This window comes from Mumia sp. zg.B21, from assembly GCF_019550855.1.
In the GTDB taxonomy this organism is placed as follows: domain Bacteria; phylum Actinomycetota; class Actinomycetes; order Propionibacteriales; family Nocardioidaceae; genus Mumia.
In genome coordinates, this window is the sequence record NZ_JAHWCJ010000001.1 from 717,912 (window position 1) to 734,095 (window position 16,184).

At 71.7% G+C, this 16,184-nt stretch carries 19 protein-coding genes; 10 read left to right on the forward strand and 9 right to left on the reverse strand.

Annotated elements, in window-relative coordinates:
* Positions 1-11 precede the first annotated feature (11 nt).
* Both KV100_RS03470 and KV100_RS03475 read left to right on the forward strand, forming a co-directional pair.
* Entirely contained in the window at positions 12-1,409 is a 1,398-nt protein-coding gene (locus tag KV100_RS03470) for an MFS transporter (RefSeq protein WP_220341504.1), read from the forward strand.
* A complete protein-coding gene (locus KV100_RS03475) occupies positions 1,406-2,878 on the forward strand; it encodes an aminotransferase class V-fold PLP-dependent enzyme (protein WP_220341505.1) in 1,473 nt (490 codons plus the stop codon). The genes KV100_RS03470 and KV100_RS03475 overlap by 4 nt, the downstream gene beginning before the upstream one ends.
* Before the next feature lie 3 nt (positions 2,879-2,881).
* On the opposite strand, the gene KV100_RS03480 is transcribed toward KV100_RS03475, so the two are convergent.
* From KV100_RS03480 to KV100_RS03490, 3 genes are all read right to left on the reverse strand, one after another.
* The gene (locus tag KV100_RS03480; RefSeq protein WP_220341506.1) at positions 2,882-4,144 is read right to left on the reverse strand and encodes a helix-turn-helix domain-containing protein; all 1,263 of its coding nucleotides are present in this window, start codon (positions 4,142-4,144) and stop codon (positions 2,882-2,884) included.
* A gap of 436 nt (positions 4,145-4,580) precedes the next feature.
* On the reverse strand, positions 4,581-4,784 hold the full coding sequence (locus tag KV100_RS03485) for a cold-shock protein (protein WP_139105401.1): 204 nt from the start codon (positions 4,782-4,784) through the stop codon (positions 4,581-4,583).
* Between the two features lie 295 nt (positions 4,785-5,079).
* Positions 5,080-5,805 carry a hypothetical protein gene (locus KV100_RS03490; RefSeq protein ID WP_220341507.1) on the reverse strand — a complete coding sequence of 242 codons (726 nt, stop codon included), beginning with the start codon at positions 5,803-5,805 and terminating at the stop codon, positions 5,080-5,082.
* Between the two features lie 82 nt (positions 5,806-5,887).
* Between KV100_RS03490 and KV100_RS03495 the strand changes: the two genes are divergently transcribed.
* On the forward strand, positions 5,888-6,511 hold the full coding sequence (locus KV100_RS03495; protein ID WP_220341508.1) for a TetR/AcrR family transcriptional regulator: 624 nt from the start codon (positions 5,888-5,890) through the stop codon (positions 6,509-6,511).
* Positions 6,512-6,524: 13 nt separating this feature from the next.
* Here KV100_RS03495 and KV100_RS03500 read toward each other — a convergent pair whose 3' ends face one another.
* Both KV100_RS03500 and KV100_RS03505 read right to left on the reverse strand, forming a co-directional pair.
* Entirely contained in the window at positions 6,525-7,562 is a 1,038-nt protein-coding gene (locus KV100_RS03500; protein WP_220341509.1) for an NYN domain-containing protein, read from the reverse strand.
* A 65-nt stretch (positions 7,563-7,627) separates the two neighbouring features.
* Positions 7,628-7,876: a DUF2630 family protein gene (locus tag KV100_RS03505; protein WP_220341510.1), complete on the reverse strand. Its 249-nt coding sequence runs from the start codon at positions 7,874-7,876 to the stop codon at positions 7,628-7,630.
* A 97-nt stretch (positions 7,877-7,973) separates the two neighbouring features.
* Between KV100_RS03505 and KV100_RS20015 the strand changes: the two genes are divergently transcribed.
* Both KV100_RS20015 and KV100_RS03515 read left to right on the forward strand, forming a co-directional pair.
* On the forward strand, positions 7,974-8,642 hold the full coding sequence (locus tag KV100_RS20015) for a TM2 domain-containing protein (protein ID WP_308291325.1): 669 nt from the start codon (positions 7,974-7,976) through the stop codon (positions 8,640-8,642).
* A 2-nt stretch (positions 8,643-8,644) separates the two neighbouring features.
* Positions 8,645-9,013 (forward strand): hypothetical protein, encoded by a 369-nt coding sequence (locus KV100_RS03515; RefSeq protein ID WP_220341511.1) that lies wholly within the window; start codon positions 8,645-8,647, stop codon positions 9,011-9,013.
* An 81-nt stretch (positions 9,014-9,094) separates the two neighbouring features.
* Here the strand turns inward: KV100_RS03515 and sepH are convergent, their stop codons facing one another.
* Complete coding sequence (gene sepH, locus KV100_RS03520; RefSeq protein ID WP_220341512.1) at positions 9,095-10,132, reverse strand: septation protein SepH; 1,038 nt, start codon at positions 10,130-10,132, stop codon at positions 9,095-9,097.
* 114 nt (positions 10,133-10,246) lie between these two features.
* On the opposite strand from sepH, the gene KV100_RS03525 reads away from it, so the two are divergent.
* Positions 10,247-10,867: a trimeric intracellular cation channel family protein gene (locus KV100_RS03525; protein ID WP_220341513.1), complete on the forward strand. Its 621-nt coding sequence runs from the start codon at positions 10,247-10,249 to the stop codon at positions 10,865-10,867.
* Between the two features lie 24 nt (positions 10,868-10,891).
* On the opposite strand, the gene KV100_RS03530 is transcribed toward KV100_RS03525, so the two are convergent.
* On the reverse strand, positions 10,892-12,115 hold the full coding sequence (locus KV100_RS03530) for an MFS transporter (protein WP_220341514.1): 1,224 nt from the start codon (positions 12,113-12,115) through the stop codon (positions 10,892-10,894).
* A gap of 112 nt (positions 12,116-12,227) precedes the next feature.
* Here KV100_RS03530 and KV100_RS03535 point away from each other — a divergent pair, with 112 nt between their 5' ends.
* The 3 genes from KV100_RS03535 to KV100_RS03545 all read left to right on the forward strand — a co-directional run bounded on the left by KV100_RS03535 (position 12,228) and on the right by KV100_RS03545 (position 14,595).
* Positions 12,228-13,361, forward strand: coding sequence for a ferrochelatase (locus KV100_RS03535; protein ID WP_220341515.1), 1,134 nt, complete (start codon positions 12,228-12,230; stop codon positions 13,359-13,361).
* Complete coding sequence (locus KV100_RS03540) at positions 13,358-14,188, forward strand: inositol monophosphatase family protein (protein ID WP_220341516.1); 831 nt, start codon at positions 13,358-13,360, stop codon at positions 14,186-14,188. Before KV100_RS03535 ends, KV100_RS03540 begins: the two co-directional genes overlap by 4 nt.
* A 110-nt stretch (positions 14,189-14,298) precedes the next feature.
* Positions 14,299-14,595: a DUF4193 domain-containing protein gene (locus KV100_RS03545; protein ID WP_220341517.1), complete on the forward strand. Its 297-nt coding sequence runs from the start codon at positions 14,299-14,301 to the stop codon at positions 14,593-14,595.
* Positions 14,596-14,720: 125 nt separating this feature from the next.
* On the opposite strand, the gene KV100_RS03550 is transcribed toward KV100_RS03545, so the two are convergent.
* Both KV100_RS03550 and KV100_RS03555 read right to left on the reverse strand, forming a co-directional pair.
* Positions 14,721-15,065 carry a DUF4235 domain-containing protein gene (locus KV100_RS03550; RefSeq protein WP_220341518.1) on the reverse strand — a complete coding sequence of 115 codons (345 nt, stop codon included), beginning with the start codon at positions 15,063-15,065 and terminating at the stop codon, positions 14,721-14,723.
* A gap of 97 nt (positions 15,066-15,162) precedes the next feature.
* Positions 15,163-15,633: a DUF3093 domain-containing protein gene (locus tag KV100_RS03555; RefSeq protein WP_220341519.1), complete on the reverse strand. Its 471-nt coding sequence runs from the start codon at positions 15,631-15,633 to the stop codon at positions 15,163-15,165.
* Positions 15,634-15,686: 53 nt separating this feature from the next.
* On the opposite strand from KV100_RS03555, the gene dut reads away from it, so the two are divergent.
* The gene (gene dut, locus KV100_RS03560) at positions 15,687-16,142 is read left to right on the forward strand and encodes a dUTP diphosphatase (RefSeq protein ID WP_220341520.1); all 456 of its coding nucleotides are present in this window, start codon (positions 15,687-15,689) and stop codon (positions 16,140-16,142) included.
* Positions 16,143-16,184 lie beyond the last annotated feature (42 nt).

Below are 16,184 nucleotides of genomic sequence, written 5' to 3' on the forward strand. Positions count from 1 at the left end.
AGAAACGGCGCATGGACTCTGCGCCCTCGTCGACTCCCCTCTCATCCGCCACGGGACGCGGGTACGCCCTGGGGTCGGTGGCGACGGGCACCTTCGCCACCGTCCCCGGTCTGCTCCTCCTGCCGTACCTCACCGACACGCTCGGTGTCGCCGCGGGCATCGCCGGGCTGATGGTGCTCCTCCCCAAGGCCTGGGACGTCGTTCTCAACCCGATCGCGGGCCGCATCAGCGACCGCTCGACGAGCTCCCGGGGACGTCGCCGTCCCTTCCTCCTGCGCGCCGGCGTCCTCCTCGCCGTGACGTTCGCGCTCATCTTCGCCGGCCCGGCCGAGCCGACCTGGCTCGCCGGCACCTGGGTCGTGGTGCTGTTCCTCGCGTGCGCGAGCGCGTACGCGTTCTTCCAGGTCCCCTACGTCGCGATGCCTGCCGAGATGACTCTCGACTACGACGAACGCACGCGGTTGATGACGTGGCGCGTCGTCGTGCTCGCGCTGGCCATCCTCCTCTCAGGGGCGACAGCGCCGTTGGTGGTCGATGTCGTGGGCGACGCGTCCTCGGAGACGACGGGCTACCGGGTGATGGGCGCCTACATCGGGGTGATCCTGCTCCTCGGTGCGCTGGGCGCCTACCGGGGCACACGTGATGCGCCGGACCACGGTGTCGCGACGGCCGGCGGCTCGATGCGTGACCAGCTGCGGCTCGTCGCGCAGTCGCCGGACTTCCGCCACCTCCTGACCACCTTCGTTCTCCAGGCGCTGGGCATCGGCGCGATGCTCGCAGGGGTGGCATACGTCGCCGACCACCTTCTCGACAGCGGCAGCGCGACGACGCTCCTCTTCGTCGCGTTCGTCGGGCCGGCGCTGCTCGTCACGCCGCTGTGGGAGCGGGTCGCCGCGCGCCGGGGCAAACGCTACGGCTACACCGCCGCGACCGGCATCCTCGTCCTCGGGGCGCTGGGGCTGCTGGTGGCGTCGACCGGCCAGGCCCTGGCCGCGTACGCAGCGGCGGCGGTCGTAGGCATCGGCTACGCCGGCGCGCAGGTGTTCCCGATGGCGATGATCCCCGACGTGGCCGCGGACCACGCGGCGCGTACGGGCGCGAACCGCATCGGCGTCTTCACCGGCGTCTGGACGGCCGGCGAGACGTTGGGTCTGGCGCTCGGTCCGGGTCTCTTCGCGGCCGTGCTGTCGCTCGGCGGCTATGTCTCGTCCCGCGAGGGCGAGGACGTCACGCAGCCTGACTCGGCCCTCGACGCGATCGTGGTCGGCGTCTCGGTCGTCCCGGCGCTGCTCATCATCGTCAGCCTCCTGTCGCTGCGCCGATACCGGCTCGACGAGCGACTCCACCGCAACGGCGCCCACGACGCGGACGCCGACCCCACCGCGACGCCGCAGGAGCCCACCCCATGACTGTCCCGCACCGCGATGCCGACGAGATCAGAGCGAGCCTCCTGACCCTGCGCGACGGCGACCTCCCGACGCACGGGGGGAGGACCCTGGCATACGTCTACGACTCGGGGATCGCGGAGGCCGACGACCTCGGCCGGGAGGCGCTCGCCGCCTACGGCTCGACCAACGGGCTCGACCCGACAGCCTTCCCCAGCCTCCTCACGATGGAGCGCGACCTCGTCGCGTTCGCCAAGCCGCTGTTCCACGCACCCCGCGAAGCCGTCGGGACGGTGACGTCGGGAGGTACGGAGTCTGTGCTGCTCGCCGTCCAGACCGCCCGGGACGCACGGCCTGACGTGGCTCGACCGGTGATGGTGGTGCCCAGCACGGCGCACGCCGCCTTCCACAAGGCGGCCCACTACTTCGGCGTCGAGCGGGTGACCGTGCCCGTCGACCCGTCGACGATGCGGGCCGACGTGCCGGCGACGGCGGCCGCGCTGGACGAGTACGGCGACCGCGTCGTGCTGGTCGTAGCGAGCACTCCCTCGTACGCGCACGGCGTGCTCGACCCCGTGCCCGAGCTCGCAGGGCTCGCGCTGCGCCACGGCACCCGTCTGCACGTCGACGCCTGCATCGGTGGGTGGGTGCTGCCGTGGCTCGAGCGCGATGGACGGGTCCGCCATGCCTGGGACTTCGCCGTCGAGGGCGTCACGAGCATCTCGGCCGATCTTCACAAGTACGCGTACGCCCCGAAGGGCGTCTCGCTGCTGCTCCACCGCACGCCCGAGCTTCGCCGTCCCCAGTTCTTCGCCAGCGCTGACTGGCCCGGCTACACGATGCTCAACGCCACCCTCCAGTCCACGAAGTCAGGGGGCCCGCTGGCTGCCGCATGGGCGGTGGTCTCATACTTCGGCGACGACGGCTACCACGCACTGACGCGCGCAGCGTCCACCGCCACGACGGCTCTCGCGGCGGGCGTCGAGGCGACCGAGCACCTCTCGCTCGCCGCCGAGCCCGACACCACGCTGGTCGCCGTGACGACCGACGACGCGTGCGACGTCTTCACGATCAGCGACGCCATGCTCGCGCGCGGGTGGTTCGTCCAGCCGCAGATGGCGTATGGCGACCTTCCCGCGACGCTCCACCTCACCGTGTCGGCGGCGACAGCCCCTCTCGTGGACGAGCTCCTCGACGATCTCAGGGACTCCGTCGGCGAGGCGGTCGCCGCAGGTCCGATTGCCGTCGACCCTCAGCTCCGGGCGGCAGCGAGCGCGATCGACCCTGACACCTTGGACGACGCGGCGTTCGACGGGCTCCTGGCGCTGGCGGGTCTGGCGAACGCGGAGGACGGCGGGGGAGTGGCGCCGCCTGCGCAGATGGCACCGGTCAACGCGCTGCTCGACGTCGCCCCGCCGGCGCTCCGGGAGGCGCTCCTCGTCGCGTTCCTCGACCGACTGACCCGCACCGATCAGCGCGCGTCCGATCGCTGACCCTCAGTAGGCGCGGTGCCGGCCGGCGGGCGTGCCACCGCCGCCGCTGCGGATCTCGGCTGCCAGGTCCTCGCGAGTCCGGACGACCACCGGCGCCGCCGATCCCGGCAGCAGCCGCGCGGCGTCGTCCGGCAGCACGACATCGGTCTTCACCGCCTCGCTGATCCGGTACGGCATCGCGCCGAGCACCCCTCCGAGGGTCCGGCGCAGACGGGACATCTCGGCCCGGACGGTCACCGTTCGTGACGGGTCCGCGAAGAGGTCGTCCGACAGCTCGGAGGCCGAACGGCCCTCGGGGTGACGTACGAGCGATAGCAGGATCTCGGAGTGGCGGGGCGACAGCGCATGGGTCCACGAGCCGCTCGAGCTGGTCACCTCGACGACGGTCGGCGTGGAGGTGAGGTCGAGACGCACGAGCGTCATGGGGTCTCGGTCGGAACCGTCCTCGGAGAGGCGGAGCAGCCAGCCGTCCGGCACCGGTTCGGCGACGACGTTCCCGAGCTGAGGGAGCCACAGCGCGCCAGGTGTCATGTCGGACGGCAGCAGCACCCGCGCGGGAGGCTCGGTGCCGACTGTGGCGGCGGAGATGCCGTCCCGCGTGACTGCGATGGCGGGGCCGCCGAGGCGTGCGAGCATCGGCCCTGCGTGCGTCCGGAGGCGGTCGGCGTTGTCGTGGTAGACCTGCCGCAGCTGAGCCTGGGCCAGCTGCGACGCCATCACCACGTGCGGGAGCGCGAGCGGGTTGACCGCGCGCTGGCGATAGCTCAGGTCGACGACGCCCACCTGCTCTCCGGTCAGCGGGTCACGGACCGGGGATGCGGCGCACGACCAGGGGAGGTGTTCCTCGGCGAAGTGCTCGGCGGCGTGGATGCCGACCGGCGCACCCTCGACGAGCGCCGTGCCGATCGCGTTGGTGCCGACGTTGCCCTCGGCCCACGTCGCTCCCGGGACCATGCCGAGCTCGTCGGCGTGGTGGCGCAGGGGGGCGTTGCCGGCTCGCCACAGGATCGTCGCGTCGGGCGAGGTGATCGCGAGGAGCATGCCCGCCGAGTCGAGCGCGTCGCGCAGCAGCTCAGCGAGCTGGTCGACCAGCGGGCGCATCGCGCTTGCGGAGCGCCCGGCCTCGACCTCTCCCGGTGCAGCCGGCGGTGTGGGGGGAACCCCGTCAGGGCTCAGCCCGTGAGTCCGGGAGCGGTCCCACGAGGCACGGACGACGGCCCGGGGCTGGACCGCGGAGGACCGCCCGGCGAGGACGTCGGAGCGCACGCGGTACAGGCTGCGCAGGTCCACCGACGTCGTCGACGGACGCCTTGTCGCCCCTGATCCCGCCATGCCCCCCGGCCTTCCGGTCCCCGTCGCCCGCGGCGGGATGTCGTTTCCTGCGCCCCACCGTAGACCCGGCGAACCGGTCAGCCCAGGTTTTCTCGCGGCTTTCTCGTCCCTTGTGCGCGCTCACGTGTGCGCTCTCACGGCCGACGATCGTGCCCGGGCGAGCGTTGCAACCCCGTGCAACCCTTGCGCCCGCTGACCCGGCAGGGCTGGGATGGGGATGCGTTCAGGTCGAGCGGGCTCCGCTGCGGGGGTACGGAGCGCGCTCGACCTGGACGGACGGACAAGACATCGTCCGCCAGACGTACGAAGGCCCCGACACCGGTTCCGGTGTCGGGGCCTTCGTCAGAAGTCTCGGGGACGAGACGCCTTCTCAGATAGCGCGAACGTTCTCCGCCTGGGGGCCCTTCTGGCCCTGGGTGACGTCGAACTCGACGCGCTGGTTCTCGGCCAGGGTGCGGAAGCCGTTCCCGGTGATCGCGGTGTAGTGGACGAACACGTCGTCACCGCCACCATCCTGCGCGATGAAGCCGAAGCCCTTCTCGTCGTTGAACCACTTCACGGTGCCTTGCGACATTTCTTGCTCTTTCGTCGAACTGTGGAGCCGACCGTTGTCGACCCCCGTGCAGCGTTGCTCCACCCACACGATGGTCGCGGGGGCGCTTCGGCCCAGATAAGACAAAGGCACCAACGTTGAAACCGTTGGCGCCGACGTACCCACCTGCGCTGAACCGAACAACTACTGCTGGAAGCCTAGCAGGTCCGGGGGCAGTCTCGAGGGTGCGCGGGGCCCGGCGCGTGGCGGCGCTCCGAGGGCCGTGAGGCTCGTCTCGTTCCGCGCCTTCGTCGCCCCGCAGACGGCCGCTGACCGCTCAGCGGCGCTTGGCCGGACGGCTGCGAACCGTGACAGCTCGCGAGCGTGACCGGTCGTGGTACGCGTTGCGGACCGCCTTCACACGGACCTTGCGGGGCGCCGTCCACCGCCATCGCACACGGAACGTCGCGGTGCCGTCCGCACGGGTGGTCCGCACCGGCCCGACGCGTCGCCACGCTCCCCGGTGCCGGACGTAGGCCTTCACCCGGACCCCAGCCTCGGGGAAGAACCCGTACGGCCGGGCGACCCGCACGCTCGTCCCCACCCGCAGCACGGAGCCGACGCGTGGCCTGCGAGGGCGCACCGACACCGACGTCGCTGTCCGCGGCCGCCGCAGGGTCAGCCGCGTCGAGGCGAGCACGAGGGGTGCTCGGCCGGTCGCCGACGACCAGGTGACGCGAGACCGGACCGTGAACGTGCCCGGCCTCACCGCGCCCGCGCAGATCCGGAAGGCACCTCGGCCGGCCGCTCCGGCGGTGCTGGCGACGGTCGTCCGGTCGACCACCCGGCCGGTCCCGGCGACGAGGTCGACGGTCAGAGTCCAACCCGGGGCGACACCGCTCAGGGCGTACGAGAAGGGGTGTCCGAAGCAGTTCCGGTAGAGGGTGGCGCTGGTGCTCATGACCCGTCCCGAGGCGGCATGGGCAGGCGAGGTCAGCCCGGAGGTCACCAGGCACCCGCCGAGGACGGCGACGACGACGGCCAGCAGACGACGGAGGGTCACGGTCCGACCTTAGGCGACCTCGAGGTCTGCGCCACCGCACGCGTGGTTCGGAGGTTGGTACAACGCTGGTACGGTCACCGCCATGGCTCCTCAGCAAGGCCCCGACCGTGACCGTTCGACAGTGCCGCTGAGGGCGCACAACGCGATCCCGCGTGATCGCGTGCTCGACGCGGCGCGCGACATCGTCGAGGAGGTGGGCCTGCGCGGCTTCACCATGGCGGACCTCGCCCGCCGGGCCGACGTGTCACGGGCGACGCTCTACCGCACCTGGCCCAACGGCGCCGGTGTCGTGGCCGACCTCTTCACCCGCGAGTTCCGCAACGTCATGCAGCTCGCGATGGGGCAGGTCTCGGCACACGACGCCCGGTCGGTGCTCGTCCGCGGTTCGGTCGCGATCGTGCAGCACACCCGGCGACTGCCGTTCTTGCGGCGCGTGATCGAGCTCGACCCGGAGTTCATCGCGACCTACCTCCTCCACCGACGGGGGAGCAGCACCAACGAGCAGACCCAGCTCCTCGAGGACCTGATCCGCGACGGGCAGAGCGACGGGTCGATCCGAGCCGGAGACGCCTCGATCATGGCGGCGGCGGTCCTGCTCGACGCCTGGTCGTTCGTCATCACCGGGCCGGTCTTCGTCGGAGAGGACCGTCTCGACCCGTTGGACGAAGAGCTCCTGCTGATGCTGGACCGCTATCTCAGCCCCTGACGAGTCGACGTGCTCAGAGGTGCTTGTCGATCTCGGACCAGAACGCCTCTCGCAGCTGCCAGCGGGTCTCGGTCTGGAGCACGCGGTAGCGGTCGTCGCTGTGTGCGACGAGGTCGTTCAGGAGGGTCGAGTCGACGTCTCCGGGGATCGTCGGGCGGGTGGCGACGAGGTCGCGGAGGTCGGCCTGGTTCGCTGAGTCCAGCCAGTTGCGGACGACGGTGCGGACGACCTCGGGGATCACCGCGCGCAGGTCCGCGTCAGGGTCGCCACGATTGGCGCCACCTTGTCCTGTGGTGCTGCTGTAGGCCAACGACACGGCGGGCTCCAGGCGCTCGGGCTGGCCCAACGGTGGGGCCGGGTGCAACCGTGCGACGTCCGAGGGCGTCGGGATCCTCAACCGCGGCGTCACGGTCGCGGCCGCTTCACCCACCGCGGCGGCGGGGGCCGGCTCGTCAGCGGGGACCTCGCGCGGTCGCGGTGACGGCGTGATCGCGGTGCGAAGCAGCTCGACGGGGATGCGCTGTCGTCCGTCGACCACCCTGGCGAGGTTCATCGCGGTCGCGTGGATGCCGATGCGCGAGTCGTCGTTGGGCACGTTGAAGAGCGTCACGCGCACGCCGTAGTCCTGCGCCATGTCGACCGCCTCGGTCAGGTCGTCGTCGCCGGAGACGAGGAAGATCTCCGAGACCGCTCCCTGGAGCGCGAGGTTGACGAGATCGAGCGCGATCCTCGTGTCGACGCCCTTCTGAGCGCCTTCGTTGTTGACCCGCCCGAGCCGCAACTTGACGTCGGGCAGCAGCGAGATGAGGTTGTGCTCCTCCGACAGAGCCCGTGCCGCCTGCGCGTTGGCGGCGTCGTACCAGAACACCCGGAGCAGCCGGGTGTCGGTGTTCTCGGCGACCGACGTCTTGATGCCCGTCACCAGCCGTTCCCAGCTCACCGCCACCGCCCGGCGCAGCGAGGTGCCCACGAGTACCTGCGCCGACGAAGCGAGGAGGTATCCGGCGTCGACGAGGATGGCGTGCCGGTCTGATCGCGCGAGCCGACTCATCTGGCCAGGCTAGCCCGACCGTGGGCGAGCCCGCCGACCTCGACGCGCGCCGGGCTCACCCGAGATCAGCTGAGGTAGCCCTCGACCTCGTCGGGCGGACGGACCTTGGCCGTCGAGGGGTCGTCGCCGAACTCCTTCTTGGCCCGTCGCTGCCTCAGGAGGTCCCAGCACTGGTCGAGCTGTGTCTCGAGCTCGCGCAGCCGGGCGAGCTCGGTCTCGGGGTCGGTGTCGCCGCGCTCGCGGCGCTCGCGCAAGTCCTTCTCCTCAGCCACCAGCGAAGAGATCGAGCTGAGGATGTCCTGGTCGGTCGTCATGGAGCCTCCCGTGTCGTCGTGCCCACGGTAGTCCGCCGGGACCTCGGCCGGCGACCGCTAAGGTGTGGGCAGCCAAGGACGAAGGAGCGCACCAGACGTGACCGAGGGACCCACCTCCGGGAATCCGGACGACCCGACGCCGGAGCACACGACGCCGGACCACGAGATCCCGGAGGCGACGCCGCAGCAGAGCCCTGAGGACGAGCACGACACCCCGACGGCCGAGCAGCCGTCGGTGCCCGCGCAGGGTGACGAGCCTCCGCCGCCGTACGACCCGCCGGCTCCCGGCGACAGCCCGACGGCCGAGCAGCCGTCGGTGCCCGCGCAGGGTGACGAGCCTCCGCCGCCGCCGTACGATCCGCCGGCTCCCGGCCCGGGGGAGGCGCCGTACGCCCCGCCGCCCGGCCCCGGTCAGCCGCCGTACGCCCCGCCGCCCGGCCCCGGTCAGCCGCCGTACGCCCCGCCGGCCGGCCCCGGTCAGCCGCCGTACGGCCCGCCGCAGCAGCAACCGCCCTACGGCGCTCCGTACGGCTACGCGCCGGAGGCCAAGAGCAAGCTGGTGGCCGGTCTGCTCGGCATCCTGCTCGGTGGCTTCGGTATCCACCGCTTCTATCTCGGCTTCACGACCATCGGCGTGGTCCAGATCGTGGTCACCATCATCACGTGTGGCCTCGGCGCGATCTGGGGCTTCGTCGAAGGCATCTTGTACCTCGTCGGTGCCAACGGCTGGACGACGGACGCCTCCGGGCGCCCGCTCAAGGAGTGAGGGTGAGAGGCCGATCCATCGGGCGTCGGGCGACGGGCGCATTCGGCGCGCTCGTCCTCGGTGCCGTCCTCGTCGCGTGCGGCGGCTCGGACGAGGGTGACCCGAGCGGGTGCCTCGGTTCCGCCAACGGCGGCACGGTCGTCGTGCAGGGGACCAACACGCCCTTGGTCGACGGCGTGAGTGCGGGCGTGGGCTCGATCGACGTCGACCCGGACGAGGCGACGGCGATCCTCACGGTGTCGGAGAGCCAGGAGCCGGCTGGTGTGCGGTCGGTTCCGGTGACCGTCGGCACCACGTTCACGGCCGCCGGCAAGCAGCTCGCCGTCGTGCAGATCTGTCGCGGCTCGGTCACGGTGGACATCACCGCCTGACCCGTGCCGCACCGCTGACAGCGACGTGCGCCCCGACCTCGTGAGAGGGCGGGGCGCACGTGCGTGTGGTCTCGGGCGACGTCAGGCCTTGTCGCCGAACATGATCTCGTCCCACGACGGGACGCGACGTCGTTCGCGTCGCCGGGGTGCGCGCTTGCGCGGCTGCTCACCTGCCGGGTCGTCGTCCGGCGCGCCGGCCTCGGGGACCTCTCCGTCGGGTACGGCCGTCTGCCCGGCCGCGCGCTCGACCTCGGGCTCGCTCTCCCTCGGCGCCGCGTCGGGGGCGTCGCCGAAGCCGCCGCGCTCTCGGGTCGCGTCCTGGCGCGCGGCCACCGCGGCGGCGTCACGCTCCTCGGCGGCGTCGAGCTCGAGCGTGGGCTCTCCGTCGTCGACGCCCGGGATGTCGCTGAGACTCAGCTGCTCGTCGGCCCGCTCGCTCGCCGCTGCGGCGCGCCGTGCGCGAGCCTGCCGCAACGACGTGACGCGCGGGTCCGACTCGAGCTCCACCACGTCGACCTGACGCGTGACGGCGTCGGCGATCGCGGTGTCGCTGGCGTCGGGGACGTCCCCGACCAGCTCGCGCCCGCCCGCATCCTCCGCGAACGTGTAGCGCCCCGCGGGGTCGAAGACGTAGTCGGCGGTGATCCCGCCCGCTCGTACGGTGACCGTCCAGCGGGCGTCGTCGCGCCGGTAGGAGTCCCACGCCGCCGACTCGGGGTCGAGCCCGCGTCCGCGCAGCGTCGTGTCCACCGACTCGCCGAGGGTCAGTGCGTTCGACTGGGCGTGCTTTCGACGGACCGTCGCCTTGCGGGCGCGCTCGGCCATGTGCTCTCGCTCCGCGAGCACGGGGTGGGCATAACCCATGATCCGGTCGACGGGGAGCTCTGCTGCTGCTGCCACCTCCTCCGGCGACTCGCCCCGGCGGATCCGGGCCTGGATGTCTCGCGGACGCAGTGCACTGTCCATCGCTATCTCCAACTGGCCGAGTCGTGCCCGGTCGTTCCTGAGGGTGGCGCGCAACCGGTCGTCGGCAGGGATGCGGAACAGCTCACCGACCGGGCCGCGAAGAACCACGTACCGCTGGTCCTCGCTCAGCCCCACCACGGTGAGGTCTCGCATGTCGTTGCCTCCGCCCTTCGCGCCTCGTACCAGCCCCAGTGTCGACTGCTTGCCCGGTCAATCCAAGCAAGCGCGCCGAGCGCGCGGTCGACCGCACCCCGCTAACGTCGTCTCGTGGCCACCAACTACGTCGTCGTCGATCTCGTCGGGATCGCCGCATTCGCCCTCTCGGGAGCGCTGGTGGCGGTCCGCAAGCCGCTGGACATCTTCGGGGTCCTCGTCCTGGCGGGGGCGACGGGACTCGGCGGCGGCTTCCTCCGTGACGTCCTCATCGGGGCCACCCCACCGGCCTCCCTCATGGACTGGCGCTACCTCATGGTCCCGGTCGTGGCGGGACTCATTGCGTTCCGGTTCCATCCCGTGCTCGGTCGGCTCGAGAGCAAGATCGCCGTCTTCGACGCCGCCGGCATGGGGCTGTTCTGCGTCACCGGTGCGGTGAAGTCGCTCGACTACGGTCTCGAGCCGGTGGCGGCGTGCCTGATGGGCATGGTCACCGCGATCGGGGGCGGTGTGATCCGTGACCTGCTCGCGGGACGCGTCCCCGTCGTCCTCCGCGAGGAGCTGTACGCATTCCCGGCCCTGCTGGGCGCGGCGATCGCGGTCACCGCGGTCCAGCTCGACCTGCCGTACGCCTGGGTCGTCCTCCCGGGCGCGCTCTTCGCCTTCGGCTACCGGATGATCGCCCTGCGTCGCGGGTGGCAGGCGCCGCTCCCGTCCGGGATGGACGGCTACTGAGCCGAGCAGAACGGTGCGGTGGCGTCAGCGCGCCGTTCCTGCGGCATCCGCGGGAGCGCCTGCAGCAGGGGCAGGGGGGCGGACGCGTACGCTCCAGGCCCCGCCCACGGCGAGGAAGCCGGCGAGCAGGCACACCAGGTAGCCCCATGAGGGCGCCGTGCTGTCCACCACCCAGCCGGACAGCGCCGCGCCCGGCGCGACCCCGGTCGCGAGACCGGTGGTGAACCATGCGATCCCCTCGGTGAGCCGCTCGCGAGGGACGCCCTGCTCGACGAGACGGGTGCAGGCGACCATGCTGGGCGCGATCGCGAACCCCGAGACGAACAGGGCGACGGCGACCAGCGGGAGCGCCGAGGTCAGCAGCAGCGGGACGAAGCTCACGGTCAGGACCACCGTGGCGATGCGCAGCTGCGCCAGGGAGGACATCCGCGGGGGACGCGCACCGACCAGCAGACCCGCGATCAGGCTTCCCGCGGCCCAGATCGCGAGCAGGACGCCGGACAGCTCCTTGTGGCCCTGGTCCTCGGCCACCGCGACGGTCACCAGCTCGGCGCCTCCGAAGAGCACGCCGAACCCGACGCCGGCGAGCATCAGGGGTGCGAGCAGCCCGAACGGCAGACGTTCGCGCCCGCCCGAAGGATCGTCCCGACGCCGTCGGGACGGAGGCTCGGTACGGCGCTGCACCGCGAGGAGCAGCGACCCTGCCACTCCTGCCACGCCGGCGACCGCCAACCCGACGTAGGGGTTGATGAGGGTGGCGAGGAACGTGACGACGACCGGACCGACGATGAAGACCACCTCGTCGAGCACCGCCTCCAGGGCGAACGCGGTCGGGATCATCGACGGCTCGGCGTTGTGGGTCCACCGCGCCCGGACCATCGAGCCGGCCTGGGGGAGGGCGAAGCCGGCGAGGGCGGCGCACAGGTGGGGGAGCGGCGTGGGCGCCTGGGCGTGGACGGCGAGGAGCCCGAGGGCGAGCCCGAGACCGAAGAGCGCGCTGGTCGCCGGGAGCACACGGTGCTGGCCGAAGCGATCGGTGAGCCGTCCTTGCACCGGGGCGCCGATCGCGTTGGCGATGACGGAGGCGGCCGAGATGGCGCCCGCCTTCGCGTACGACCCGGTCTGCTCCTGCACGAGGAGGACGAGTCCGAGCCCGAGCATGGAGATCGGCAGGCGTGCGAGGAGGGCGGCTGTGCTGAAGGCCGGGGCGCCAGGGACCGCGAGGATCCGGCGGTACGAGTCGAGCACGGTCTTCCTTGGGAGACGTCGTCGAGGTGACGGTGTGGCGGAGGAGATGCCCTCGGGCGCCCCGACCGGGGTCGCACCTGCAGCCTAACCGTCGACTTGGAAGGATGGCGGCATGGATGGACCCGCGCCCGACACCCGCCCGTACGATGCGTTCCTGCTCGTCTCTTTCGGAGGGCCCGAGAAGCCCGACGACGTCGTCCCGTTCCTCGAGAACGTCACTCGCGGGCGGGGGATCCCGCGCGAGCGGCTGGTCGAGGTCGGTGAGCACTACTTCTCGTTCGGTGGCCGATCGCCGATCAACGACCAGAATCGAGACCTGGTCGCGGTTCTGCAGCTCGAGCTGCGCTCGCACGGCATCGAGCTCCCCGTCTACTGGGGCAACCGCAACTGGGACCCGTACCTCACCGACACGCTCACCCAGATGCGTGACGACGGTGTCGAACGCGCGGTGTGCCTGTTCACCAGCGCCTACACCTCGTACTCCGGCTGCCGTCAGTACCGCGAGAACCTGTACGACGCGACCGTCGCGGTCGGTGACGGCGCCCCCCGGCTCGACCGGGTCCGGCACTACTTCAACCACCCGGGCTTCGTGGCTCCGTTCGTCGGCGGCGCGGTGGGCGCGATCGATCAGCTCGGTCGTGAGGGGTTCGACACCGCGGCGACCCGGCTGGTCTTCGTCACTCACTCGATCCCGGACGCCATGAACGCGGCGAGCGGTCGCTTCGTCTGCGACGGGGAGACACGTGGGGGAGAGGCGTACGTGCGCGAGCACCGGGACGTCGCCGCCCAGGTGGCAGCCGGCGTGGCCGAGAGCACGGGCGTCGAGCGGGCGTACGACCTCGTCTACTGCTCGCGGTCGGGCTCCCCCGAGGTGCCGTGGCTGGAGCCGGACGTCAACGACCACCTCCGGGCTCTGGCCGCCGACGGGGTGGCGTCGGTCGTCCTGGTGCCCATCGGCTTCGTCTCCGACCACATGGAGGTCGTCTACGACCTCGACACCGAGGCCCGGGAGACCGCCGAGGAGCTCGGCCTGGGCTTCGCGCGGGTTCCGACGCCGGGCGTCGACGCCCGGTTCGTCACCGCGATCCGCGAGCTGATCGTCGAGCGGGCGGCCCTGGCGCGCGACGAGGAGCCCGAGCAGAGCGTGGTGGGTGAGCTGCCGCCGAGCTGGACGGTCTGCCCCGCCGGCTGCTGTGCGAACCTCCGCGACCCGCAGCGTCCGGCCCTGCTCGGCTCGGACTCGTGACGCGCCCGTCCGGGGAGGTCCTTGCCACGCTGGCCCTGACCGCCTCGCGCGCCGCGGCGGCGTACGCCCGCACCGCCCGTCCGGCGGGACGGGTCGAGGTCGCCGCGACCAAGTCGAGCCCGACCGATCCCGTCACGGAGATCGATCGCGCGACCGAGCGACTCATCCGTGACCACATCGCGGCCGACCGGCCTGGCGACACCATCCTGGGCGAGGAGGGCGGGGAGGCCCTCGCTGGCGAGACGGGCCCGGCAGGAGACACCGGAGTGCGGTGGATCGTCGACCCGATCGACGGCACGGTCAACTTCGTCTACGGCCTGCCCCAGTCCGCCGTCGCGGTCGCTGCGGAGATCGACGGGGTCGTCGAGGCGGCCTGCGTGATCGACATCACCACCGGGCACGAGTACACCGCCGTGCGGGGCGAGGGTGCCTACCTCCGGGAGAGCCCGGCGCGGCCTTCGGTCCGACTGAGGTCGGTGGCCCCTCCTTCGGCGTCCCAGGCGCTCGTGGCGACCGGGTTCAACTACGTCCCGGAGGTCCGGGCCCGTCAGGCGAGCGCGGTGGCGCGGATGCTGCTGGAGATCCGTGACATCCGTCGCATGGGATCGGCCGCGCTCGACCTGTGCGCGCTCGCTGCCGGACGGTTCGACGCCTACGTCGAGCAGGGTCTGGCTCCCTGGGACATCGCCGCGGGTGGCCTGATCGCCCGGGAATCCGGGGTTGTCGTCTCCGGTCTCGACGGGCCGCCGGACGCGCGGCTCGTCGTGGCCGCACCGGAAGCCTTCGCTGAGGAATTTATGCGGCTCGTCCGCGCTTGTGGCTTTTGAGTTGGGTCGCGCTGATCCGTGTGGCACAATCTGCGCGGCCTGCACGTTATTGAAATGGGATGAATCCGGCCGCTCGGAGGCCCGGATGTGAGAGTCGAAGAGGAGGGTTCATGGCGACTGATTACGACGCTCCTCGGAAGACCGAAGAAGAGCAGTCGGAAGACAGCATCGAAGAGCTCAAGGCCCGCCGCCACGAGAAGAACTCGGGCAAGGTGGACGAGGACGAGGTCGAGGCCGCGGAGTCGTTCGAGCTCCCCGGTGCAGATCTGTCCCACGAGGAGCTCTCGGTCCAGGTTCTTCCGAAGCAGTCGGACGAGTTCACCTGCAGCTCGTGCTTCCTGGTGCACCACCGCAGCCAGCTCGCCCGCGAGAAGGGCAAGCAGCTGATCTGCGTCGACTGCGCCTGAGGCAGTCGCTCGCCGGCATCACGACAGGCTGCCGGCAGCGTCGATGCATGCGAACGACAACGCCCCCGCACCGCACCAGCGGTCGGGGGCGTCGCCGTACCCAGGGGACTGTGCTGCCTCAGGCCTCAGGCCTTGGGGCGCTTCACACCGGGCGGGAGATCTCCGGTCGAGCGCACCCAGTAGTTGACCGCCTGGCGGTTGAGGACCACCTTGATGAGGCCGGCACTCGCCCCGGCCAGGACCGCCCAGGCCACGGCCTCGCGGGTCGCCATCGCCGGATCACGCGACATGTCGTCGGTGGGAGGCTTGCGACCGGTCGCGGCACGCCAGACGAGGGCGGCCGCCTGGGTGGCGATGACACCGGCGGCCACGGTCGCCGTGCGGTCCAGCAGCTTCCAGGCCGCCTTGCCCGACCCCTTCTTGGACTTCTTGCCCTTGGCGGTCGGGGCCTTCTTCGTGCTGCGCGCCACGGTCTTCCTTCCCTTCGTCACGGTCGTACGGAGCCGTCTGGCCCACACGTTATCCGTTCGTCACGGGTCGCAGGTCCGGGCGTGGCGGGTCCGCGCGTCAGCCGCGGGCGCGACGTGCGCTGAGCGCGTCGGCGAGCTCGTGAGGGTGGCGGGTGCCGATCAACCAGTACGGAGTGGGGTCGCGCGAGTCGGTCACCTGGACCTGGACTGCGGTGGCGATGTAGGGCCGGAGGAGGAAGAACGCGCGGGCGTCGGCCTGAGGGCCGTGCAGCGCGCGGGTCTGGGCGGCGTCGAGGGCGGTGACCTCGCCGCAGTAGACCAGCGGCAGGCGAGCCGCCCCGGCGCGCAGGTGGACGTTGGAGACCTCGACGACGGCCCGGCCGTACTGGACGAGACCCGCCGCGACGGCGGCACCGGCGACCGCGCCCGCGCCGAGCGCCACCCACATCGGCGTGGCGAGCACGAAGATCCACCAGACGATCACGGTGAGGCCGGCACCGGCCAGCCACCACGAGACCGGGACGCTGAGATACTCGCGGTACGACGGCGCGTCGGCCTCACGGGTCATGCCCCCAGGTTGCCATGCCCGCACGGGCGGTCCGCCCGGTAGGGTCCTCGTTCATGCTCGAGGTGATGCTGACCCGTCTGGACCCGTCGATCCCGCTGCCGTCCTACGCCCATCCCGGGGACGCGGGGGCAGACCTCTGCACGACCGTCGACCTGACGCTCCAGCCGGGAGAACGCGCGCTCGTCCCGACGGGGATCGCGATCGCTGTCCCGGTCGGGTACGTGGCGCTCGTGCACCCTCGCTCGGGACTCGCCGCCCGGGCAGGACTGTCCATCGTGAACGCTCCGGGGACCGTCGACGCGGGGTACCGTGGCGAGATCAAGGTGTGCCTGGTCAACCTCGACCAGAGCGAGGCCATCGTGCTCGCTCGGGGCGACCGGATCGCCCAGCTGGTGCTCCAGAAGGTCGAGCGGGCGGAGTTCCGTGTCGTCGACGCCCTCCCCGAGTCGGCACGGGGTGACGGGGGGTACGGTTCGACGGGCGGGTTCGCCGTGGCCTCGGGGTCGTGACAACGACCGGGCACGCGAGGAGCCGACCAAGCAGACAGACGA